This is a genomic window from Streptomyces sp. NPDC059851, assembly GCF_042732005.1.
GTDB lineage: Bacteria > Actinomycetota > Actinomycetes > Streptomycetales > Streptomycetaceae > Streptomyces.
In genome coordinates this window covers 1-22,431 of the sequence record NZ_JBHWJJ010000079.1, presented here as the reverse complement: position 1 = coordinate 22,431, position 22,431 = coordinate 1, and the positions used below count along the sequence as shown (strand labels likewise).

Below are 22,431 nucleotides of genomic sequence, written 5' to 3'. Positions count from 1 at the left end.
CCGTGCGAGCGCCCGCGCCGGGCCCGTACGGGGCACGGGACCGCGACTCCCGGTACACGGCACCTCCTCCCGGGAACCTTTCCGCCGGACCAGACCGACGGAGATTGGAGGTCCCATGTCCGAGGAGACGACCGAAACGGTGCATCCGAAGACCGATGCGGACGAGGAAGCGTTCGAGCGTGCCCTGGCAGCTGGCCAGTCGGGCGCTCCCCCCGGTCGGACGGACAATTCGAGCCCGAAAGAGGCTCTGACCCGGTCCGACGGAAGCCCCGCTGCCCGCAGGCAGCCGGGCGGGGAGTAGGAGGCCACGCCATGCCGCTGAGGTTCAAGAACAACTACGAGCGCGAAATCTGGGCGATGGTCGAGCGCTACCAGCCCAACTGCTCCGCCAGCAGCAACTGGTTCAAGGAGGGCTGGTGGAAGATCGCCCCCCAGGAGAGCGTCATCGTCTACGGCGGTAACCCGAAGGCCGTCAACCCGATCTGGTACTGCTACGCGTACGCCGGCGACGGCACCGAATGGCGGGACAAGTACCAGGAGACGGTCCCGCACAGGGTCTTCGAGTGGTGTTCGAACGTCTCGGACTCCACCTCACGGACGATCCTCATGTGCGAGTTCACCGTGACCGCCGCGGACTTCACGTTCAACTTCAACCCGTAGTCCGCGACCCTGACCGACAGGACCGACCCGGACCGACGCACCACGCGATCCGCCCGCTCCCGCTCCCGGCGGGGCGGGCGGACCGCCGTTCCGGCCCGTACTAGACGGGACGTACCTGGAACGCGCCCAGCCCGGCCGCAGCGCCCGGACGGCGCACGGCGATCGAGCCGTACGGGGTGCGCAGCCGCAGCCACCCGCCGGACGCGAGCAGTGCCACCGGGTCGGGGGCGGCCGCGGGCGCCGGCCCGGCGGGGCCGGCCGCGACGACGGAGCGGACGGGACGCAGGAAACCCAAGGACTGCGCGGCGTGCACGGCGCGCAACGGGAGCTCGGTGTCAGCGAGCCTCCGGGACCAGATGTCGCGGCCGATCCGGTCCCGCTCGGACCGGGTGCGGTGCTGGGGTGGCAGGGCCTCGTCGCGGGCCCGGAACTCGGCGACCGCGCCGGCCACGGCGGCCCGCATCGCCTCGGGGCCGGGCAGCCCGGGAAGCTGCCGCCAGCCGCCGCGGGGCGGGAGCACACCGGCCCAGGGCGGGCCGGTCACGGCCGCGGGCACGGTCGCGCCCGCGGAGCCCTCGTCCACCGATTCCAACAGCTCACCGGCGGAGACGGTGACGTCCAGCGGTGTCTCGACGGGGGCGGCGAGCCGCACCGTGCGGACGGCCAGGACGTCGAACGACGGCGGCCGTCCGAAGACGGCCAACGCGCCGCCGCCCGCCTGCAGGCGGACCGCGGCGGCGCGGTCGTAGTGCACCAGCCGGCCCAGGAAAGCGGCCAGGTCGGCCGCCTCCCCGGAATCGGCGAAGCGCAGCTGCCCGGTCATGCCGCCAGGCGCCCTTCGGAACGCTTCGCGGACGACGCCGCAGGCGCGGGCTCGTCGAGGTACTCCTCCAAGAAGCGGCGCTCCTCGTCGCTGATGCGGCGGGGCCGCCCCTCGGCGAGGTTGTACGGCACGACGACGGTCTCGGCGCGCACGTACACCGTCTCGGGCCGGTCCTCGGTCGCCTCGTCCTTGACCTCGTAGCGGATGGTCAGGGACGCGGCGCCGATCCGGGTCACCCAGGACTCGATGAGCACCGGTTCGTGGCGGTGGACGAGGGGCAGCTTGTAGTCGATCTCGTGGCGGGCGACGACGGAGCCGCCCGTGAAGGACTCACTGCCCTCACCCGGCGCCAGGCGGAACATGAAGTCGATCCGCGCCTCCTCCAGGTAACGGAGGAAGACGACGTTGTTGACGTGCCCGAAGGCATCCATGTCCGCCCAGCGCAGGGGGCACCGGTAGTGGTGTCTAGCCATTGCCGACTCAGCCCCGGGTGAGCTTCTTGTAGGTCGCGCGGTGCGGACGGGTCGCGTCCGGGCCGAGCCGCTCGATCTTGTTCTTCTCGTAGGACTCGAAGTTGCCCTCGAACCAGAACCACTTCGAGTCGCCCTCGTACGCCAGGATGTGCGTGGCGACCCGGTCCAGGAACCAGCGGTCGTGGGAGACGACCACGGCGCAGCCCGGGAAGTCGAGCAGCGCGTTCTCCAGGGAGGACAGGGTCTCGACGTCGAGGTCGTTGGTCGGCTCGTCGAGGAGCAGCAGGTTGCCGCCCTGCTTCAGGGTGAGCGCCAGGTTCAGGCGGTTGCGCTCACCGCCGGAGAGGACACCGGCCGGCTTCTGCTGGTCCGGGCCCTTGAAGCCGAACGCCGAGACGTAGGCGCGGGACGGCATCTCGACCTGGCCGACGTTGATGTAGTCCAGTTCGTCCGAGACGACCGCCCACAGGGTCTTCTTCGGGTCGATGTTGGAACGGGCCTGGTCGACGTAGCTGATCTTGACGGTCTCGCCGACCTTGATGTCGCCGGAGTCCGGCGTTTCCAGGCCCTGGATCATCTTGAACAGCGTGGTCTTGCCGGCACCGTTCGGGCCGATGACGCCGACGATGCCGTTGCGCGGGAGGGTGAAGGACAGGTCGTCGATGAGGACCTTCTCACCGAAGGCCTTGGAGAGGTTGTTGATCTCCACGACGATCGAACCCAGGCGCGGGCCCGGCGGGATCTGGATCTCCTCGAAGTCCAGCTTCCGCATCTTCTCGGCCTCGGCGGCCATCTCCTCGTAGCGGGCCAGACGCGCCTTGGACTTGGCCTGGCGGCCCTTGGCGTTGGAGCGGACCCACTCCAGCTCCTCCTTGAGGCGCTTCTGGCGCTTCTCGTCCTTCTTGCCCTCGACCTTGAGGCGCTCGGACTTCTTCTGGAGGTACGTGGAGTAGTTGCCCTCGTACGCGATGGCGCGACCGCGGTCGAGTTCGAGGATCCACTCGGCGACGTTGTCGAGGAAGTAGCGGTCGTGGGTGATCGCCACGACGGTGCCCTTGTACTGGGCGAGGTGCTGCTCCAGCCAGTTCACCGACTCGGCGTCGAGGTGGTTGGTGGGCTCGTCGAGCAGCAGCAGGTCGGGGGCCTCCAGCAGCAGCTTGCACAGCGCGACGCGGCGCTTCTCACCACCGGAGAGGTTGGTGACCGGCCAGTCGGCGGGCGGGCAGCCCAGCGCGTCCATGGCCTGCTCCAGCTGGGCGTCCAGGTCCCACGCGTTGGCGTGGTCGAGGTCGTCCTGGAGCTTGCCCATCTCCTCCATGAGCTCGTCCGTGTAGTTCGTTGCCATCTCCTCGGCGATGGCGTTGAACCGGTCGAGCTTGCCCTTGATCACGGCGACGCCGTCCTGGACGTTCTCCAGGACCGTCTTGTTCTCGTCGAGCTTGGGCTCCTGCATCAGGATGCCGACGGTGTAGCCCGGCGACAGGAACGCGTCACCGTTGGACGGCTGCTCCAGACCGGCCATGATCTTCAGGACGGTGGACTTACCGGCACCGTTCGGGCCGACCACACCGATCTTCGCGCCGGGCAGGAAGGCCAGGGTGACATCGTCGAGGATCACCTTGTCGCCGTGCGCCTTGCGCGTCTTGCGCATGGTGTAGATGAACTCAGCCAAGAGAAACCGTCCGGCAGATCGATGGATGGGCAGATACACCCCATACTGCCAGCCGTCCACCCCGGGGCGGAAACCCGTTCATCGGGGGCGGGGGCCCGGGCGGCCGCCGAACGCCCTCCGGAGGCCGCGAACGGCCCTGGTGACCCGGGGGACCCCGACGGCCCCGGAAGCCGGGGGCGGGGCCTGGCCGTCCGTCCGCGCCGAGGCCGGGAGACCGTCGCGGTACACGGTCAGCGCGGCCGGGAGCTTGTCGAGGACCAGCGAGCCGGGGGCCGGGGCGTACTCGCCGTCGTACGCGAGGGGCGTACCGGGCGGGATCCCGGCGATGCGCAGGCTGCGCAGGCGGGTGGCGGTGTGCACGGGGGAACGCGAGAGCGGTCCCGCGAGGGCCGCGGCGAGGAGGCGGGGGCCCGGGCGGCCGCCGCCGTTCACAATGCGGACGTCGAGCAGTGCCTCGCCGAGGCCGTCACGGCGACGGGGGGCCGCGCCGGTGCCGTGGTAGGTGCCGTTGCCGGCGAACAGCAACCACACGCTCCGGGGTCGTCCGGCCAGCCGGAGCCGCACGGGGCGCTGGGTGCGCAGCACCTGCCACGAGGCCAACAGCGCGGCGGGCAGGTACCCGATCCGCGGCTCCCAGCGCAGCCGGTACCGCAGCAGCTCGGGATAGGCCCCGATGCTGAAGGTGTTCAGGAAGTACCGCGCCTCCTCGCCCCGGCCGGAGCCGTCGGCAGGGGCCCCTCCGCCGTCGGCGTCGCCGGCGCCGCTGGCCGGGCGGTCCCCGTTCGCCGTGCCGCCGTCCCCGCCCGGGAGCAGGGGCCCGCCCGGCACCGTCGCCCCGGAGGAGGGCGCCTGCCCTGACGGGGGCCCGGCAGCGAGCGGGGCCCCCGGCCGGGGCAGCGGCCCCGGATCGAGCGGGAACACCGGCTGCGACGAGGGCTCCGGACCGGGCGTGGCCCCGGGGCCGAACGGGGAGACCGGACCCTGCGGGGACGCCGGACCCAGCGGGGACGCCGGACCGGGCAGGGGCCCCGGACCGGGCAGGGGCCCCGGACCGAGCGGTGGGGCCGGGACCGGCGCGGGCCCCGGACCTGGTGGGGGCGTCGGGGCGGTCGGGGACGTCGGCTCGGGCGGGTGCGTCGCGCCGGGAGCGTAACCGGCGCCCGGCGGGAAAGCGGCGCCGGGCGGGGATGTCGGGGGTTCGGGTGCGGCGGGCGGATGCGGTTCGGAGGGGGCCGGGCTGAAGCGACCGACCGCGACACGGACCGCGCGCCCCGCGGCGACGGCGCGGCACGTGTCCCCGAGTCCCCTCAGGCCGAGGTCCTGCGCGAAGTGGTTGAGCGTGCCGCCGGGGAACACCGCCAGCGGCACTCCGGCCCGCAGCGCGGCGGTGGCGGCCGCGTTGACGGTGCCGTCACCCCCGCACACCCCGAGCACGGCGGCCCGGGACGCGGCCGCTTCCAGCACCCCGACCAGCTGCGCACCGTCGCACTCGATCAACTCGGCCTTCGGCAGCCTGTCCCTCACGGCATCGACCGCGGCCGCCGCGGTGCCCGCCCCGGCGTTGACCACGACCACGAGCCCGTCTCCGTCCGGCAGGGCCGGCGCGTCGGCGTCCGGGGGTTCGTCGCCGGGCCGGGCGCGGGCCCCTTCCACCCGTTCTGCGAGACGGCGTACGACGAACCCGGCGGCAACGCCCAGCGCCGCACCCGCAACCACGTCGGACGGATAGTGCACGCCCGTGTACACGCGGGAGAACGCCACGGACGCCGCCAGCGGCGCCAGCGCCGCACCCCAGCCGGGGGAATGGAGCGCCAGCCCCGTGGTGAACGCGAACGCCGACGCCGAGTGCCCGGAGGGGAACGAGGTGGTGATGGGCTGCGTGGCGAGCTGCCGCACCGCGGGCACCCCGTGCAGCACCGGCCGGGCCCGACGTACGGACCACTTGCCGACGGTGTTGATCGTCGCGGAGGCCAGGGCCAGCGAGCCCGCGGCGCGCACCGCCGCCCGGCGCGCCGTGGCCGAGCCGAACGCCGAGATGACAGCGGCGGTCCCACACCACAGCAGCCCGTGGTTCGCGGCCCTCCCGAGCCGCGGCAGCACGCGTTCGCCCCCGGGCCAGTGCCGCTGGGCCACTACGTCGAAGAGCGCCCGGTCCCATCGCGCAGCGACTCCCCGCAAGGTCAGCTCGTGCTCGCCCATGGCCCACTCCTACCCCGGACCACGCCCAGGAACCAGCCGCCCGGAGCAGCGCACCCACCCCCCGCCGCGTCGTGCCGGGGCCGAAGTGCCGTACGACGCGCACCGGGCCGGGACGGAGCCGGCCCCACCAGGCCCGCCGGGTCCGGCGCCCCCGCCGGCCCAGACCTGGCCGGCCCAGACCTCGCCGGCCCCGCCGGTCCGGACCCCGCCGGACCGTGCCGGCCCACCTCCCGTACCGAGCCGCGCCTGGTCCGGGCCCCGCGTCGGCCACCGAGGCGGCCCTCATGCGGCCGCGGCCGGGCCGGGCTACCACCCGGGACCGCGCCGAGCCGATCCAAGCGCGCCGGGCTCATGGGCCGCCGCCGGGGCCGGTGCCGGGCGGGACGACGCCCCGCCGGGGGCCGGCCCGGCTCCACCCGGCAGTGTCGGAGGTGGACGGGCCGCGCCGGGGCGGGGTCAGACCCGGTCTTCGTCGTCCAGTGGGCGCTTGCGGACCATGAGGACGACCAGGCCGCCCAGGACGACCAGGCCCACCGCCAGCGAGGCGATCACGGGGGTGGCGGCGGAGCTGCCGCTGGTGGCGAGCCGTTCCTCCTCCGGGCTGGTCGTGGACGCGGGCGCAGCAGCCGGACCGGCCGCCTGCGTGACCGGGGACCCGTCGCCGGCCGTGCCCGCCTCGGCCACCAGCGGCTGCGGCCAGACCGCCGTCGCCTGGGCCGCGGTCGCGGACTCGCTGGAGCCGGCCACGATCTGCGCCTGGGTCGGGAGGCCGCTGGTGAAGACCCTGCCGACCGGCACCTTCGTGGAGCCCTGGACGGTGACGGAGGCGGTCCCGTCGGGGGTGCCCGCCGGCACCTCGAAGTACAGCCGGCTCCCGTTCCCCGCCGCCGTGACCGGCTTCCCCTCGGCGTCGACGACCCGCACGCCCATGGCCACGGCCGCCGCGTCCGGGGTGACCGCCACGCTCTGTGCACCGGTGCGTACGGTGACCGGGCCGACCCGGCTTCCCACGGCTCCGGACACGCTGCCCGGCTCCAGCCCCAGCGAGGCCGGCGGCTCCGGCAGCCGGCCCGCCGCCCGCTGGAGGTAGTCGGCCAGCTTTTCCGCGGCGGGGTCGGCGGCCTCCACCTGTGCCCCGTCCGCCAGCCGCCAGATCGCCACCTGCGTCCCGGCCGCCGCGCTCTCCGCGGTGAGCGCCCCGGCACCGGCCGCCTTGGCGAGCCCGGCGAGGTCGTTCAGCTGGGGGTAGGAGTGCTCCAGGACCCACCGGATCCGGCCCGCTTCGGCGTGCCCGCCGAGCGGGCTGCCGCTCCAGGCGCTCTCCCTGTACCGGGCTTGCGGCTGGGCGTTGCCCGCCACCCCGACCCCGTACGTCTGGAGCATCCCGCCGCCGTCGACCCGCATTTCGTAGAGCCCGGCGGGAATCTGCCGGACCGACCCGTCGGGGGCGCGCAGGACGGCCTGCCCGTAGGTCTTGAGCCCGTCCAGTACGGCGCTCGCGCCCTCCGGCGGCCGGGGAGCGGGGTTGCCGGTGTCGGCGGCGGCCCGGACACCGGGCGCGGCGGTGAGGGCCGCGGCCAGCAGCGCCACGGCCAGCGGCCGCCGCGCGGACGTCCGCCCCCCGGCTGCCGGCCCGGCGGCCGGGGACCCGGCGGCGGAGGGCCCGGCAGCCGCGGGACGCACCGCAGCAGTGAGCGAAGCAGGAGAGGAATCAGAAGCGGAGGATGCGGGAACGCCAATCGACACAGTCTTCCCCTTCGGGCCAGTGACCCAGGTGCCCGTGAGTACCGGGGAATCCTAGCTGCATCGAACACTCAGACCACCGCCGCCTTCTGAGTGTCCATCAGTGCCGTTTCTGCCCTGACGACCCTCCGGAACGCAGCCGTCCCCCGGTTGAGGTCATGACCGATGGCCGTGGCGTCGATCTCCGCAGAGAACCAACGGTTCCCTTCGGCGTCCGGCGGATCGTCCCGCACCCGCAGCCGCCCGTGCACCACCAACGGCTCGCCGACCGAAACGGAACCAGTCAGATTCACCGCGAGCGTGCGCCGGGCCCACACGGTGTAGAAGCTGGTCGACCCGTCCGCCCAGGCATCCCTGCGGCGATCAAAATACCGTGGCGTCACCGCGAAACGGAACCTGGCCGACGGCCCGTTGGCGGTTTCCTTGTAATCGATCTGCGTGGCCACATGGCCGATCAGCGTCACCAGGGTGTCGTTCATCCCGGTCCCTCCCCCACGTGTCTGCACCTCTGCACCGTGCGGACCGGCGCAGACCTTCCGCACCGGCCACCGCCATGCTGGACCCGCCCGACCCCACCCCGCGTGCCGCTGTGGACTACTGACGGGTTGTGGACAACTCCGCCACCGCCGCGTACTGCTCCCGCACCTCCCGGTAGCGCAGCAGCTCCGCCGCGACCGGCTCCAGCACCCGGGCCCGCCCGCACCCCGCGGCCGCCTGCCGCAGCCGCCGCTCCGCGTCCTGCCCGTACCGCCGTGCCGGACCCCGTGCCGCGATCGAACAAGCCCACTCCACCAGCGGCCCGCCGACGATGCCCGACGCCATCAGCAGCACCGGCGTCAGCAGATGCGGGGGCAGGACCCCGACGATCTGCCCGACCAGCCACAGCCCGCCGTAGACCTGGACCAGCGTCATGGCCGCCTGCGCCAGGACCGCCACCGGCCACCACGCGGGCCGCGGCGGTTTGGCGCCCGGCGCCGCGGAGGCCGGGCCCAGCGTCACCGCGATCTCGTCCAGCGCCTCCGGCAACTGCTCGCCGCCGCGCACCGCGGTCTCCCGTACCGCCTGGGCCCAGGGGTCGGGCAGCCCGGTGGCCGCCGCGTCGGCGACGGCCCGTACGGCCTGCTCCACCCGCTGACGCGCGGTCACCTCCACTTCGACCGGCGGCTGCGGGCCCGCCGCGCCCCGGCCGCCGGCCACCCCGCCGATCGCGGCCAGGGCGGCCAGCCCCGACAGGGTGCGCGGGGCGCGCCGGCCCTGGTACCAGCGCCACAGTCGAAGCCACGGCGTCCCGCACGCCTTACCGGCGTTGCGCCGCCAGGCCCGCTCGGCGGCGAGCCCGGCCGCGTACGCCCCGACCGCCTCCGCCAGTCGGTCCTCGAACTCGGCGCGCGCCGCCTCGCCGATCTCGGGCCCCGGGTGGCCGTCGGCCACGTACAGCGGCCGCAGGCGCGCGGCGGCCCGGTTCACGTCGGCGGCGATCCGCCGAGTGGCCGCGCCCCGCTCCTGGGTGAACTGTCCGAGCAGGTCCCTGAGTTCCCCGACGCCCTCGCCGGTGAGCGCGGACAGTCCGAGGACGGTGGCCCCGGGCTCGTCGTGTTCGCCGAGCGCGATGCCGTCCTCGTCCAGCAGCCGCCGCAGGTCGTCCAGGACGAGGTCGGCGGCCTCGCCGGGCAGCCGGTCCACCTGGTTGAGCACGACGAACGTCACCTCGGCGTGTCCGGCCAGCGGCCGCAGGTACCGCTCGTGGAGCACCGCGTCCGCGTACTTCTCCGGGTCCACCACCCACACGACCGCGTCGACCAGTGCCAGGACCCGGTCCACGTGCTCGCGGTGCGCGCCGACCGCGGAGTCCAGGTCGGGCAGGTCCACGAGGACCAGCCCGCGCAGCGCCCCGGTCTCGGTGGTCTCGCGCGGCCGGCGCCGCAGACGCCCCGGGATCTCCAGCCGGTCCAGCAGTCCGGCCGCCCCGTCGGACCAGCTGCAGGCGATGGGTGCGGCGGTCATCGGCCGGCGCAGTCCCGTCTCGGAGATCTGCACTCCGGCGAGTGAGTTGAAGAGCGTGGACTTGCCGCTTCCGGTGGCTCCGGCGATCGCGACGACGGTGTGCTGGGACGACAGCCCGCGCCGCGCCGCAGCCTCGTCCAGCACCCGCCCGGCCTCGGCGAGGGTCTTTCCGTCGAGTCGGGTCCGGGAGAGCGCGACGAGCTGGCGCAGCGACTCCAGCCGGGTGCGCAGGGCCTGCGCGTCGGGGCCGGACGGGGGCGGGGGCGTGCGCCCACCGTCTCCTCCGGCCCCGGCCAGGACCCGCACGAGCGCATCGTCGCCCTCGTAGCCGCCCTCCTCGTGGATCCGGTGGCCCCCACCCGTCCTACCCGTCCCACCCGTCCCGCCCATGCCGTCCATACCCTCGATGCCGTCGATGCCGTCGATGCCGTCCATCCCGTCGTCGAAGCTGCCGTCGCCGATGGCCCGCGGGCGGCGCGAGCGTGCGATGAATCCGTCGTCCCAGCGGTCGTCGGTGCGGTCGGCCAAGGCGGTCACAGCGTCACCTCTCCTTCTGCAGTACGGACAGCGCCGCGATCAGCTCGGCCTGCGGCTCGGGGGTCACCTCGAGCGCCTCCAGCGGGGCCAGCCGCCGGTCCCGTTCGGCGCGCAACACGTCTTCGAGGTGGTCGGCGACGAGCTCACCGCCCCGGTCCCGCAGTTTCACGGCGGCCTGTGCTCCGATCCGCTCGACGAGCTTGTCGCCGGCGGGCCGGGCCCGTTTGCCGCCGAGGAGGGACGCGACCAGCAGGGCGGCGACGGCGTGGGGGTCGGGCGGGGGTTGCCGGTCGAGCCGGGCGACCTCCTCCTCGACGAGTTCCTCCAGCACCCGCCGCCAGCGCCGGACCGCCACGCCGATGCGGTCGGCCGCCTCCCGGTCGGGCCCCGGCAGCGGCACGGCCCCGGCGGCCGGTTCGCGCCGCCAGACCTCGGCGATCCGTTCGTCGGCGGCGGCGACCGCGCACTGGAGCAGCGCGGAGAGGGATTCGGCCAGCGAGTCGAGCAGCTCGTCGGCGGTGGTGTCGAGGGGGAAGCCGCGCCACCGGGTCAGCGCGTCCCCGGCGAGCACGGCGCCCTGGTCGAGCCTGCCCCGGACGCGCTTGCCCTCCTGCCGGTACGCGTCCTCCACCGCCGTGGTGAGCCGTACGGCGGCGGCGTACTGGGCGGCGACGGCGGACGCAAGCTCCGGCATCCGGCGCCGCAGCGAGTCCAGCGCGCCGAACGCGGTGCGGCTGACGGCGTACTGGCGGGCGGCCGGGTCCTGGACGTGGTGGGCGAGCCAGGCGCCCAGTGGTGCGACGGCGCTGGCCGGCAGCAGCCCGCCCCCGCCGGCCGACTCGGGTAGCTCGGGCACGGTGAAGCGGGGTACGTCGCCCAGCCCGGCCCGGGTGAGCAGGGCCGCGTACTGCCGCGAGACCTCGGTGAGCACCTGGTGCGGGACCCGGTCGAGGACGGTGACGAGGGTGGCCTTGTACTGCTTGGCGGTGCGCAGCAGGTGCCAGGGCACGGCGTCGGCGTACCGGGAGGCGGTGGTGACCATCACCCAGACGTCGGCGGCGCAGATGAGCTCGGCGGCGAGGACGCGGTTCTCGACGACGAGGGAGTCGATGTCGGGGGCGTCGAGGAGGGCGAGGCCGCGCGGCAGCCCGGTGACGGTCTCGATCCGCATCTCGCGCGCCCCGGGGGCGGCGGCGACGGGACGGCCGCCGGGACGCCCCGCGCCGGGCCTCCTGGGGCCGCGGGCGGGCTCGTCCTCCCCGGGCGGCGCCCAGACCCGCAGCAGGTCGGGCAGCACCCGCATGCCGGCGAACCAGTGGTGGTCGTCCGGGTGGCAGACGAGGACCGGGACGCGGGTGGTGGGCCGCAGTACGCCGGCTTCGCTCACCTGGCGGCCGACCAGGGAGTTGACGAGGGTGGACTTACCGGCTCCGGTGGATCCGCCGACGACGGCGAGCAGCGGCGCCTCGGGCGCCTTCAGCCGCGGTACGAGGTAGTCGTCGAGCTGCGCGAGCAGCTCGCTCCTGGTCTGCCGGGCGCGCGGGGCGCCGGGCAGGGGCAGCGGCAGACGCACGGACGCGACCCGGTCGCGCAGGGCGGACAGGGCATCGAGCAGCTGGGGCCGAACATCCAAGGTCACCACATGCGAAGAATGCCCAATTAAGGACCATTTTTGAAGCTTATAAACCCTCTGCGCGCCGACCGCGACTCCGGAGGGACCTTCCGGTCAGAGCAGCCGGAGTGGGGCGCAGGCATAACGAGTGCACAACACCCAGGGCGCCGCGGCGCAAAAGCGGTGCGAGAATCGCACCTGCCTGCGATTATCGGGACCGCTTCACTGAACCTCCACATCGTGGCACGCGGGTGAAGCAACCGGGACAAGGCGACCGGAGCCCTATCCTTGACCCGGCACGGACGACAGTCCCACCCCCACCCCGGGGCTCCAGGCCACCACGGCCACCTTCCGGCCCCCGTAGCTCAGTGGATAGAGCAGGTGCCTTCTAAGCACTTGGCCGCAGGTTCGAGTCCTGCCGGGGGCGCTCTTAAGTTCATCATTTCGGGGCCCTCCCTCCGGGGAGGGCCTTCGTGCGTGCGGGTGGGGTGCTCCCCCTTCGTAGGGCGGCGCGGGAGGCGGTGACGCGGCCGGCAAGGGCCCCTTCAGGGGGTCGCAGCCTGGGCGCGCAGCAGGCGTTTGTCCGGTTTTCCCTGGGGGGTCAGGGGGATCTCCTTCCGCCAGAAGACCGCCGTGGGGCGGTACGCCGGGGCGAGGGTCCGTTCCACCAGGTCGCAGGCCTCGGCCGCCGCCACGGCGTCGGGCGTGCGGCCGGGCGCCGGGACCAGGAAGGCGCAGACCTCCTCGCCGGTGAGGGGGCTGGGACGGCCCACCACCGCCGCCTGCGCGACCGAAGGGTGCCGGGCCAGGGCGGCCTCCACCGGCAGGGTGTGGACGTTGTCGCCGTCGACCAGCACGGCGTCGGCGGTCCGGTCGTCGAGGTGGAGGTAGCCGTCCGGGTCCAGGTGCCCCAGGTCACCGGTGCGCAGCCAGCCGTCCCGGATCGTGGCGGCGGTGAGGTCGGGCCGCCCCCAGTAGCCGGTCATGATCGCCGCGGACCGGGTCCAGACCTCCCCCGTCCGGCCGGCGGGCACGGGTTGCCCGGCCGCGTCGCGCACCTCGACCTGCACCCCCGCCGCCGGGCGTCCCACCGAGGAGAGCAGACCGGGCCGGTCGGTGACCCCGGCCTCGTGGTCGGCGGCGGTGAGGCGGCAGATCACCGCGGACTCGTTCATCCCGTAGCCCTGCTGCCAGCGTCCGCCCCAGCGGGTGACCGCCTGCCGCAGCCGCTCCGGCAGGATCGGCGCGGCGCCGTACGAGATCACGCCCAGCCCGGGGATCCCGTGGGCCGTCGCGGGATCGTCCAGCAGGCGGTAGATCATGCCGGGCATCAGGTACGTGGCCGCCGGCCCCAGCCGCCGGCAGGCGGCGGCGAAGGCGCGGGGCTCGAAGACGGGCAGGACCTCGGTGCGGCCGCCGGAGCGGAGCTGCTCCAGGCAGCGTCCGCCGGCGCGGTGGGCGAGCGAGGTGACGGATACGTAGGTCGGCGGGACAGCGGATTCGGCGGCCCGTCCAGCCCGTCCGCCGCCCGCACGGGCTGGACCGCCGGACCCCGGGCCCGGCCGTTCGCCCTCCCGGCCCGCGCGCCCGTCGGCCCGGGCGGCGAGGGCCCGGAACGTGGATGCCACGCCCTTGGGCACCCCGGTCGTACCGCCCGTGTACGTCACCCGGGCGATGTCGTCCTCCCGCGCCGCCACCGGCAGCGGCACCGCCTCCCGGCCGGCTGCGGCCCCCAGCAACTCGTCCAGGGCGAGCCGCGCGGCGCCGGTGTCCGGCACCGGCACGTCGTGCACCACGAGGCCGGGACGGCAGTCCCGCAGGACGAAGTCCACGTCGACGGTGTACGCGTCCGTGACGACCTGGGTCAGCCGCGCCCCGAGGACGTGCGCCGCCAGCCGCACCTGCACCACCTCCGGCCGGTTGCCGCCGAACACGCAGGCCAGGCCGGTGCCGCGGCCGACTCCGCGGTCCGCCAGCTCGCCCGCCAGGCGGTGCACGAGGTCCAGCAGCCCGGAGAAGTCCAGCACCGGGCCGCCCGTCTCCCCGAGCGCGGGCCGGGCCCCGTACCGCTCCAACGCCCCGACCAGGTCCGCGACGTACCGTGCCACCACGCCCAACCCCCTCCGCCCTCGTCCCGCGCGTGGAGGCGACCGTACAAGCTCCGCACCGGATCGTGATCCGTCCGGTCGACGCAGCGGAGCCCGGAACGGCCGCGCGGTGTTGACGTGAGGGGCACCCCACCGCCGACCATGGGGCCATGACGGACGCACCGGACGCATCCCGTGCACGCTCGTTCAGTTCCGCGGCCGCACGCTACGCCGACCACCGGCCCACCTACCCGCCCGCGCTCCTCGACGCGGTGGAAGACCTCGCCGGCTTCCGGCTGGCCGGTGCCCGCGTCGCCGACGTCGGCGCCGGGACCGGCATCGCAACGGCACTGCTCCGGGAGCGCGGCGCCCGGGTGGTGGCGGTCGAGCCCGGCGAGGGCATGGCCGCCGAGCTGCACCGCCGCAACCCGCTGGTGCCGCTCGTACGCGGGGACGGCAACCGGCTGCCCTTCGCGGCGGGTTCCCTCGATCTGCTGACGTACGCGCAGTCGTGGCACTGGACCGACCCGGCGCGCTCGGGGCCCGAGGCACTGCGCGTCCTGCGGCCCGGCGGGGCGCTGGCCGTGTTCTCGAACGACCCGGACGTCGAGGTCGAGTGGATCGCCGGCCAACGGGCGAGGATCGAGAAGGTCTTCGGGCCGGGCTGGTACATCAACGAACGCGTCCGCCCGCAGGGCGGCCTGGAGTTCACCACGCGCCTGCTGCGCTGGTCCCGCCGCATCCCGGTCGACGCGCACCTCGCGAAGCTGTCCACGCATTCGCTGTTCCTGATCGGTGCACCCGGCACGGACGCCTTCCTCGCCGCCGAACGGGAGCGCCTGCTGGAGCAGTTCCCGGACGGTCGGCTGGAGGAGCACTACGTGGTCGACCTGAGTGTCGCGGTCCGCCGCTAGGCCCGGAGCGACCGCTGACATCGTCATCACACCGGCGGGGGGCGCGCACTCGTCCCCCGCCGGTACGGAATTCGGCAGGTCAGAGAACGGCGTATCGGTATGAAGGCAGCAGCAGCGGCAGCGCGGCAGACCCCGCGGACTCGGCCGGCGCGGGCCGGTGTGGTGCGGGGACGGTCCCGGCTGCTCGCCGCGGCAGTGGCGACCGGACTGTCCCTCGCGGTGGCGGTGACGGCCGCTCCGACCGGTTCGGCCACGGCGGCCACGGCGGCCACGGCGGCCACGGCGGTACTTCCCGGCGGCAACGGGTGCGCGGAGGTCCGCGACGAGGTCGAGCGACTGGAGGGCCGGATCACCCCGAACGGCTGCGCGTTCCTGAAGCGGCAGATCGCCTTCGGCGAGGCGCCGACGGGTACCCCGCCCGCGCCGGGCGACCTCACCCACCCGAGGGTCCGGGCCTACCTGGACATCTTCGACGGGGACGCGACCCTCTGGGAGGCGGGCGGAGCCCCGCAGCGCGGGCACTCCGTGATCGGCGACTCGATCACCGGCTCCCTGTGCCTCGCCCCCGAGCTGCGCTACCGGGGTACGGACGTGGTGGCCGACGGCGCGGTGGTGATGTTCGGGCAGCGCAACGAGATCACCGTCAAGGGCAGGCAGGTGTCGTACCCGCAGATCGCACGCAACGTGCTCGGCGACGACAGGAGGACGATCCAGGCGCGCCGCTACTACGACCGCCACGAGCTGTTCGAGCCGATCGCCCCCGAACTGCGGCCGCTCTTCGAGGGGATCGCCGACCCCGCCGGGGGAGGCGGTGCGGGCCGGGGCGGACGGGCGCCGGAGCGGTTCCGGGCCGACGAGGTCGGGGCGCGGCTCGCCGCGTGGAACGGTGGGGACGTCGCCGCGTTCACCGGGCGGACGGGCAACGCGCGGCTGATGGGGCCGGGGCTGACCGAACCGCTCGTGACGGACGCGGGGAAGGCGGCGTACCTGAAGCGGTTCTTCGAGCGGGCGGACGTCGAACTGAAGGCGGGGCAGGTGGCGTTCGGCACGAGCACGACCTATGTGGAGTGGCACGGCAAGGTCAGCGGCCCGAAGGGCGCAGACATCCCGTTCGGGATCGTCGAGCGCTTCGGCCCCGGCGGGGAGTGGGAGCTGTACTTCGACACGCTGCCGCTGATCGCGGACAAGGCCGAGATCGGAGCACTGTTCCAGCGGTTGGCCGCCGCGGGCAAGGAGTGACGACACCGGTCCCGCCCGACGGGGGTCACGGGCGGGACCGGTGGTCAAGGGGGATGTGGTCAGGGGAGGGGGTGCGGTCGGGCTGTGCGGTCAGGCGGCGGGCGCGGCAGGGCCGGTGCCGTCGGCGGGGGCGTCCTGCGGCGAGACGCCGAAGGCCCTGACGGCTTGGTAGTACGTCCAGGCGGTGCCGTCGCAGGAGGTCTTCTTGGCGCCCGTGTACGCCGCGCACACCCGCTTCAGGTCCGCGTAGAAGGCGTCGTCGATGCGCGACTTGTTGGCCGGGAAGGTGCCCGCCGCCTTGTAGTTGCGGTAGCCGAAGTCGTGGCGGGCGCACGCCGTCTGGAAGGGGAACCCGAAGGGGTTGTCGGGCGAGGAGGAGCAGTAGTCCGTCGACCAGTCGAAGCCGTACGCCTCCCACCGGCCCTGGTTCGCGCGCGCCGTGGCCCAGGCGTTGTAGCTGCTGAGGCTGGTCTGGGTCCAGCTGCTCAGCACCTGCGGCTTGTCGGCCGGCGCGGCGGACGCGGGCGCCGCGAAGACGAGGACACCGGCCGCGGCCGCGGAGGCGAGGACGGGAGCGTGACGGCGGCGCATGGGATTCCTCCAGGGCGGGGGTCGGGGGAAACCGCCCCGGGCAACTCCCGCGGCGGCGACGGGATCCAGGTTCGGGGCACGCCATATCGCCGATCCCCACGACGCCTATAACGGAGCTCGCGGCCAGGGGGTGCCGGTCGGGTGCCGGTCGGGAGCCGGTCGGGAGCCGGTCGGGGGCGTCCGGGCGCCGGCTGCTGTAGCCGGACCGGTCCTCAGGTACGACTCGGCATCAGACTTCAGGCAGAGCCGATGTTCGTCCTGCGGAGGGACGCGCGCATCGGGCATCCTGCCGACACTGGGTCATATGAAGCGCCGTCCCCTCGTCATCGCCGCCGCCACCGCGGGAGTTCTCGCCACGGTCGCCTTCGCGCTGCCGCACCTCCCGCCCAACCCCGTGACCGATTCGATCAACGACCAGGTGTTCAGGGAGAAGAGCAGGCGGTACGCGACCGCCGCCGCGGCACCGACCCGCGAGGCGCCCGCCGTCGCGCCCGCCGGGCACGTGCACGCCGCCCCGGCGTCGGCGCAGGCGCTGGCGCTGCCGTCCTGGGTGCCCAAGGACGCCACGGACATACGCATACGCGCGCGCCGCAGCGGTGAGGCCCGGCTGATCCGCTTCACGCTGGGGGCGACGCCGTTGAACGGGCCGCAGTGCACCACCGGCGTGCCGAAGCGCCTGCACGGGCGGGTGCTGGACGCCCGGTGGTGGCCTCGCGGTACCCGGGCCGAGGAGCAGCCCGAGTGCCGGGACGTCCACCAGTACCAGGTGGCGGTGCGCGGCAAGCGCGTCTACGCCTGGACCGACGGAACCCTCTCCCCCGGGGCGAAGGCGCCCGCACGGGCCGGCGGCGCGGCGGCGCGCTAGCGAGTCGGCTAGCGCGTCAGCGCGGCCGCGGTGGCCCGGGCGAAGTCCTCCGGGTTGTCGAGCATGATGTTGTGCCCGCAGTCCGGGACGGGGACCACGGCGACACCGGCGGCCTCCAGCACCTCGGTCCCGGCGAGGGGACCGTCGGCCTCGGGCAGCAGATAGGTGCGCGGGATCGGTAGCTCCAGCAGGAGTTCCCGCATGGTGGGGGTCGTGCCGGCCGCGAGGTGGACGGCGGAGCGGTGCAGGGCGGTGCGGCCGGCCAGCCGCATCGTCGACCACCAGTGCGCGCCCGCCCGGTCGCGCACCTCGGCCCAGCCGCCGGCCAGGAACTCCTCCTCGGTGTAGGAGGCGATCCCGCTGCTGCCGACGGTCCGGGGAACGACCGGCACCGGGTCCAGGTTGGCGTCGACGAGCACCAGCCGGGAGACCAGGCGGGGGTGTCGGTGGGCCAGCACGATCGCCACGGCCCCGCCCATGCTGTGGGCGATCAGCTCGGCGTCGGCGACACCGGCCGCGTCTAGGGCGGCGGCGAGGGCGTCGGCGTGCGCTTCGAGGGTGTACGGGAAGTGCTCGGGGCGGTCGCTGTGGCCGTGCCCGAGCAGGTCGACCAGCAGGGAGCGCCGCCCGGCCAGCAGCGGGTGGACGGCGCTCGCCGCGAAGTAGGCGGGCGAGGTCGCCCCGAGCCCGTGCACGTACACCCGGGCAGGGTCGGCCCCGGGCAGTTCGACCCAGCGGATCCGGTCATCTTCCGGTGTGACGGCGGCACTTCGCACCCTGTGCTCCCTTGATCGTCGGAAGGGACGACCCTAACCGGGGCGGCGCGCGCCTCGTCTACCCTCGTCAGGTGAGTACGTACGTGCAACGGCTCGGCGGGGATGCGCCGCGCACCGGCGGGGCGCCTGAGGGGGCGGCCGTGGCGGTGTGGTCCCTCGACACCACCCTCGACGTGGTCGGGGGTCACGACGTCGAGGAGGCGCTGTCCCTCCTGGACGAGGGGGAACGGGACCGGAGCAGCCGGTTCGTGCGGCCCGCCGACCGGCGGCGCTACCTCGCCTCGCACGTCGGGCTGCGGGTGCTGCTCGGCGGCTACCTGGGGCTGGCGCCGGACAAGGTGACCCTGGTCCGGGAGGAGTGCCCGTGCTGCGGCGCCCCGCACGGCCGGCCGGCGGTGGCGGGCGGCGGCGTGCAGTTCTCGCTCTCGCACAGCGACGACCTGGCGTTCCTGGCCTTCGCGGCGATGCCCGTCGGCGTCGACGTGGAGGGGTACCCGACCGCCGAGGCGGTGGCGGACGTGATGGGCACACTGCACCCGGCGGAGACCGCGGAGCTGACGGCCGCGCCCGAGGCGGACCGGCGGATGCTGCTGGCCCGGCTGTGGGCCCGCAAGGAGGCCTGCCTCAAGGGCATGGGCACCGGGTTGGCCCTGGGGGTGGCCGAGCCGTACGTGGGCAGCGGCCCCGCCCCGGCGGAGGTCGCGGGCTGGCACCTGACGGACCTCTCCGCCCCGGACGGGTACGCGGCGGCCCTCGCCGTCCGGGCACCCGTCTGAGGCCGCCCCGCCCCGGGGTGCTGCCGACCGGCCCGTCGTGCCCGGGGCCGGAGGGCCGCCACGCCGCGCCGCCACGCCCCGGCGGTGCCACGCCACGCCGCGGGCGGTGCGAACGGCCCCGTTCCCCGTACAGGCCGTTTATCGTGACCGCCATGGACATCCGCCCCGCGCGCACCGTCGCCGAACTCCAGGCCGCGGAGGGCCTCTTCGACGGCCCCGTCCGCCTGGACCGGTCCGAGCGCTTCCTCTCCGCGCCGGGACACCTGATGCTGATCGCCTACGTCGACGACGTGCCCGCCGGCATGGTCACCGGGGTCGAGATGAGCCACCCGGACAAGGGCACCGAGATGTGCCTGTACGAGCTCTCCGTCGACGAGGGCTACCGGCGGCGGGGCATCGGCCGGGCCCTGACCGAGGCACTCGCCGACGAGGCCCGGGCGCGCGGCTGCTACGGCATGTGGGCGGGGGTCGACACCGACAACGAGGCCGCCCTGGCCACCTACTCCGCCGCCGGCGGCCGCGACGAGGGCGTGTGCGCCGTGCGCGGCTGGCCCCTGTCGGGCTGACTCCCCCGGCGGCGTGTCGTGCCGCCAGTCGGAGCACCCTCCGCGCGCCCGGACCCCGCCGGGCCGAGCATCGGCGCATGACCGCATTCACCGCCCTGCTCCCGGCCGTCGCCCTGCTGGCAGCGGCCACCGCCCTGCCCCCGCACCCCGCAGCCCCCGCCGCAGCCGCAGCCGCAGCCGCCTCCGCCACCCGTGCAGGTTCCACCGCCGCCTACGTCGTGGTCCTGAAGGACAGCACCCCGCGCGCGCCGGCCGCCCGCGCCCTGGCGGCCGAGGCCGCGGACGCCGGCGACGAGGTCGGAGCCGTCTACGACACCGCGCTCAGCGGCTTCGCCGTGCGCACCACCGCCGCGCGGGCCGCAGCCCTGGCGGCCGATTCCCGGGTGGCCTCAGTGGAACCGGACGCCGAGTTCCGGATCAGCGGGGCGCAGAGTCCGGCGCCCTGGCCGCTGGACCGGATCGACCAGCGGGACCTGCCGCTGGACGGCTCGTACACGTACCGCTCGGCGGGCCGGGGCGTCACCGCGTACGTCGTGGACAGCGGGATCAACACGCTCCACGAGGAGTTCGGGGGCCGGGCCCGGGCCGGCTACAACGGGGTCTTCCTGGAGGGGGCGGCCGACTGCAACGGCCATGGCACCCATGTCGCGGGGACGTTGGGCGGCTCGGTGTACGGGGTCGCGAAGGAAGTCTCGCTGGTCTCGGTGAAGGTCGCGGACTGCCGCGGAGCCGCGACGCTGTCGGCCATCCTCGGCGGTCTGGAGTGGTTGGTGAAGGATGCGGCGAAGGCCCCGTCAACTCCCGCGGTCGCCAACATGAGCATGGGCGGCACCCGCAGCTACGCCCTCGACGCGGCCGTCGCCCGGGCGGTGTCCGCCGGGATCACCTTCACCGCGGCCGCCGGGAACTCCGCCGCGAACGCCTGCGCCGGCTCCCCGTCGGGTGCGCCCGCCGCGCTGACCGTGGGGGCGACCGACTCCGCCGACCGGTGGGCCCCGTTCTCCGACTACGGCTCCTGCGTGGACCTCTCCGCGCCCGGCGTGTCCGTGGTCTCCGCCTGGAAGGGCTCCGCCACCGCGCTCGCCCGTGCCTCCGGCACCTCCATGGCCGCCCCCCACGTGGCCGGTGTCGCCGCGCTGCTCCTCGCGGAAGGGCTCGCGGGCGGCAAGAAGAAGACTCCGGCCGCGGTGTCCGACGCCCTGCTGCGGGGCGCCGTGCGCGGACGGATCACCGGAGCCCCTGTTGGCACGTCCGACCTGCTGCTGAACGTCCCGGCGGCCGGGTGAGAGCCGCCGCGGGAGCCGCCGCGGGCAGGACGGCACCACACCGGACCTGATGGGACATCAATTCCTGTGTGTTTCGGACGAAAGGAAGCCATTGACTTCTCATGACCGCGACGCGTCAATGTCGGCCACCGCACCGGCTCGGCCTCCTCCCCACAGCGGGTGGGGGGAGGGGTTCGTCTGACGAAGGAGTCGCGACCCAGTGAGAACAACGTTCCGACGGAGAGTGCTGGCCGGGGTGGGCGCGCTGTCCCTGGCGCTGACGGGCGGCGTGGTGGGCCTGACCGGCGCGGCGCAGGCGGCGACCACGACCACCCCCGTGTTCGAGAACTGCGACGCCCCTGCTCCGCAGCCGGACGGCTCGGGCACCCAGAACTACACGGTCACCCTGCCCGACACCGCCAAGGCCGGCGACGTCGTGCCCCTCACCATCGACCCGGGTGCGAGCCCGCTGATCCCGGGCTTCTCCGTGACGACGGTGAACACCACCAAGATCACCCTGAAGGTCGGGGGTACCACGCAGGTGGTCACCAGTCCGCCCGAGACCGTCAGCGTCGTGGCCGGCACCCCGCTCGACCCGAAGCCGTTCTCCGGAACCATCCGGATCCCCGACGGCACCGAGGGCACCTCGGTCGACGTCAAGCTCGACCTGGCCGTCACCGACGCGGACCTCAGCGGCTCGGTCTTCACCACGACCTGCACCCCGGCACCCCGGCCGAGCGCCTCCCTCGGCTCGGTCGCCGTCGAGGCCCTTCCCAAGGACCCGGTCACGACCAGGCTGACGCCGAACAGCGGCAAGGCGGGCACCGCGGTCGTCGTGAACGGCGCCAACTTCCCGGCCGGCCCGGTCACCTGCTCCGCGCTGCTGGCGGGCGCGGCAACCGGTGACACCGGCACCGGTACGGCGGACGCGTCGGGCGCGGCGACCTGCACCGTCACCGTGACCAAGAAGGCCGACGCCATCAGGATCGACGGCTCGGTCGCGCCGTACAAGTCCTTCGTGTTCCTGGAGGAGCAGGCGGGCGTGAAGAACCCGATCGACATCGAGGTCCTGCCCGGCCCGCTCGCGCTCGGCCCCGAGGGCGGGCAGCCGGCGGTCTCCTTCCCCTCCGTGACGATCAACGGCAAGCCCCAGTCCGTCGTCGGCGTCTTCAACGCCGCAGCCGTGCAGGACTTCCGCGGCGGCACGCTCGGCTGGGACGTGACCGCGACCCGTACGCCGTTCCTGAACCAGACGACCGGCCACTCGATGGCGAAGGCGCAGCTCGGCATCCAGCCGTCCTGCACCGTGACGAACCCCGACAGTCCGAGCACCTGCACCGCGGGCGCGCCGGGCGCGATCACGGACACGCCGGTGAAGGTGGCCTCGCAGGCGGCCGGCGGGGACGAGCTGACCGGCGGTGAGTTCGCCGTCGGCGGCGCGGGGATGATCCAGCTCCCGCCGTTCATGTTCGCCGACACCTACCGGACGGTCGTCACGTTCTCGATCGCCTGACCCGGCGGGACCAGATCGCCCCAGGGTGGTGGGGCGCGCCGGCGCCGCCACAACAGCAACCGGCCCGTAAAGGACACCCACCCCCCACCCCGCCCCCCACCACGCCCCCCCCCCAG

General features: G+C 74.5%; 19 protein-coding genes and 1 tRNA gene. 9 read left to right on the top strand and 11 right to left on the bottom strand.

Going from position 1 to position 22,431, the window contains the following annotated elements:
- Window positions 1-312 precede the first annotated feature (312 nt).
- Entirely contained in the window at window positions 313-660 is a 348-nt protein-coding gene (locus tag ACFV7Q_RS24400) for a hypothetical protein (protein ID WP_385431405.1), read from the top strand.
- A gap of 100 nt (window positions 661-760) precedes the next feature.
- Here the strand turns inward: ACFV7Q_RS24400 and ACFV7Q_RS24395 are convergent, their stop codons facing one another.
- The 8 genes from ACFV7Q_RS24395 to ACFV7Q_RS24360 form a co-directional block, all read right to left on the bottom strand.
- Window positions 761-1,483 carry a hypothetical protein gene (locus ACFV7Q_RS24395; RefSeq protein ID WP_385431404.1) on the bottom strand — a complete coding sequence of 241 codons (723 nt, stop codon included), beginning with the start codon at window positions 1,481-1,483 and terminating at the stop codon, window positions 761-763.
- Window positions 1,480-1,956 carry an acyl-CoA thioesterase gene (locus ACFV7Q_RS24390; RefSeq protein WP_385431403.1) on the bottom strand — a complete coding sequence of 159 codons (477 nt, stop codon included), beginning with the start codon at window positions 1,954-1,956 and terminating at the stop codon, window positions 1,480-1,482. The genes ACFV7Q_RS24395 and ACFV7Q_RS24390 overlap by 4 nt, the downstream gene beginning before the upstream one ends.
- A 7-nt stretch (window positions 1,957-1,963) precedes the next feature.
- Window positions 1,964-3,628 carry an energy-dependent translational throttle protein EttA gene (gene ettA / locus ACFV7Q_RS24385; RefSeq protein WP_385431402.1) on the bottom strand — a complete coding sequence of 555 codons (1,665 nt, stop codon included), beginning with the start codon at window positions 3,626-3,628 and terminating at the stop codon, window positions 1,964-1,966.
- Window positions 3,629-3,706: 78 nt separating this feature from the next.
- On the bottom strand, window positions 3,707-5,827 hold the full coding sequence (locus ACFV7Q_RS24380) for a phosphatase PAP2 family protein (RefSeq protein ID WP_385431401.1): 2,121 nt from the start codon (window positions 5,825-5,827) through the stop codon (window positions 3,707-3,709).
- A gap of 456 nt (window positions 5,828-6,283) precedes the next feature.
- Window positions 6,284-7,510 (bottom strand): thioester domain-containing protein, encoded by a 1,227-nt coding sequence (locus ACFV7Q_RS24375; protein WP_385431400.1) that lies wholly within the window; start codon window positions 7,508-7,510, stop codon window positions 6,284-6,286.
- 131 nt (window positions 7,511-7,641) lie between these two features.
- Window positions 7,642-8,049, bottom strand: a complete 408-nt coding sequence (locus tag ACFV7Q_RS24370; protein ID WP_385431399.1) for a single-stranded DNA-binding protein — start codon at window positions 8,047-8,049, stop codon at window positions 7,642-7,644.
- 115 nt (window positions 8,050-8,164) lie between these two features.
- On the bottom strand, window positions 8,165-10,111 hold the full coding sequence (locus ACFV7Q_RS24365) for a GTPase (RefSeq protein ID WP_385431398.1): 1,947 nt from the start codon (window positions 10,109-10,111) through the stop codon (window positions 8,165-8,167).
- Between the two features lie 4 nt (window positions 10,112-10,115).
- Window positions 10,116-11,744, bottom strand: a complete 1,629-nt coding sequence (locus ACFV7Q_RS24360; protein ID WP_385431413.1) for an ATP-binding protein — start codon at window positions 11,742-11,744, stop codon at window positions 10,116-10,118.
- Window positions 11,745-12,077: 333 nt separating this feature from the next.
- Between ACFV7Q_RS24360 and ACFV7Q_RS24355 the strand changes: the two genes are divergently transcribed.
- Window positions 12,078-12,150: transfer RNA gene (locus ACFV7Q_RS24355), tRNA-Arg, on the top strand.
- Between the two features lie 118 nt (window positions 12,151-12,268).
- Here ACFV7Q_RS24355 and ACFV7Q_RS24350 read toward each other — a convergent pair.
- On the bottom strand, window positions 12,269-13,834 hold the full coding sequence (locus ACFV7Q_RS24350) for an AMP-binding protein (protein WP_385431397.1): 1,566 nt from the start codon (window positions 13,832-13,834) through the stop codon (window positions 12,269-12,271).
- Between the two features lie 146 nt (window positions 13,835-13,980).
- Between ACFV7Q_RS24350 and ACFV7Q_RS24345 the strand changes: the two genes are divergently transcribed.
- Window positions 13,981-14,724, top strand: a complete 744-nt coding sequence (locus ACFV7Q_RS24345; RefSeq protein WP_385431396.1) for a class I SAM-dependent methyltransferase — start codon at window positions 13,981-13,983, stop codon at window positions 14,722-14,724.
- Between the two features lie 99 nt (window positions 14,725-14,823).
- Window positions 14,824-15,963 (top strand): hypothetical protein, encoded by a 1,140-nt coding sequence (locus ACFV7Q_RS24340; protein WP_385431395.1) that lies wholly within the window; start codon window positions 14,824-14,826, stop codon window positions 15,961-15,963.
- A 90-nt stretch (window positions 15,964-16,053) separates the two neighbouring features.
- On the opposite strand, the gene ACFV7Q_RS24335 is transcribed toward ACFV7Q_RS24340, so the two are convergent.
- The gene (locus ACFV7Q_RS24335; RefSeq protein ID WP_385431394.1) at window positions 16,054-16,554 is read right to left on the bottom strand and encodes a phospholipase; all 501 of its coding nucleotides are present in this window, start codon (window positions 16,552-16,554) and stop codon (window positions 16,054-16,056) included.
- A gap of 304 nt (window positions 16,555-16,858) precedes the next feature.
- On the opposite strand from ACFV7Q_RS24335, the gene ACFV7Q_RS24330 reads away from it, so the two are divergent.
- Window positions 16,859-17,419: a hypothetical protein gene (locus ACFV7Q_RS24330; protein ID WP_385431393.1), complete on the top strand. Its 561-nt coding sequence runs from the start codon at window positions 16,859-16,861 to the stop codon at window positions 17,417-17,419.
- A gap of 8 nt (window positions 17,420-17,427) precedes the next feature.
- Here ACFV7Q_RS24330 and ACFV7Q_RS24325 read toward each other — a convergent pair whose 3' ends face one another.
- Window positions 17,428-18,195: an alpha/beta fold hydrolase gene (locus tag ACFV7Q_RS24325; protein WP_385431392.1), complete on the bottom strand. Its 768-nt coding sequence runs from the start codon at window positions 18,193-18,195 to the stop codon at window positions 17,428-17,430.
- 71 nt (window positions 18,196-18,266) lie between these two features.
- On the opposite strand from ACFV7Q_RS24325, the gene ACFV7Q_RS24320 reads away from it, so the two are divergent.
- The 4 genes from ACFV7Q_RS24320 (at window position 18,267) to ACFV7Q_RS24305 (ending at window position 22,315) form a co-directional block, all read left to right on the top strand.
- Window positions 18,267-18,971 (top strand): 4'-phosphopantetheinyl transferase family protein, encoded by a 705-nt coding sequence (locus ACFV7Q_RS24320; RefSeq protein WP_385431391.1) that lies wholly within the window; start codon window positions 18,267-18,269, stop codon window positions 18,969-18,971.
- A gap of 152 nt (window positions 18,972-19,123) precedes the next feature.
- Window positions 19,124-19,537, top strand: a complete 414-nt coding sequence (locus ACFV7Q_RS24315; RefSeq protein WP_385431390.1) for a GNAT family N-acetyltransferase — start codon at window positions 19,124-19,126, stop codon at window positions 19,535-19,537.
- 77 nt (window positions 19,538-19,614) lie between these two features.
- Complete coding sequence (locus ACFV7Q_RS24310) at window positions 19,615-20,823, top strand: S8 family peptidase (RefSeq protein WP_385431389.1); 1,209 nt, start codon at window positions 19,615-19,617, stop codon at window positions 20,821-20,823.
- Window positions 20,824-21,022: 199 nt separating this feature from the next.
- On the top strand, window positions 21,023-22,315 hold the full coding sequence (locus ACFV7Q_RS24305) for a hypothetical protein (RefSeq protein WP_385431388.1): 1,293 nt from the start codon (window positions 21,023-21,025) through the stop codon (window positions 22,313-22,315).
- Window positions 22,316-22,431: the final 116 nt, after the last annotated feature.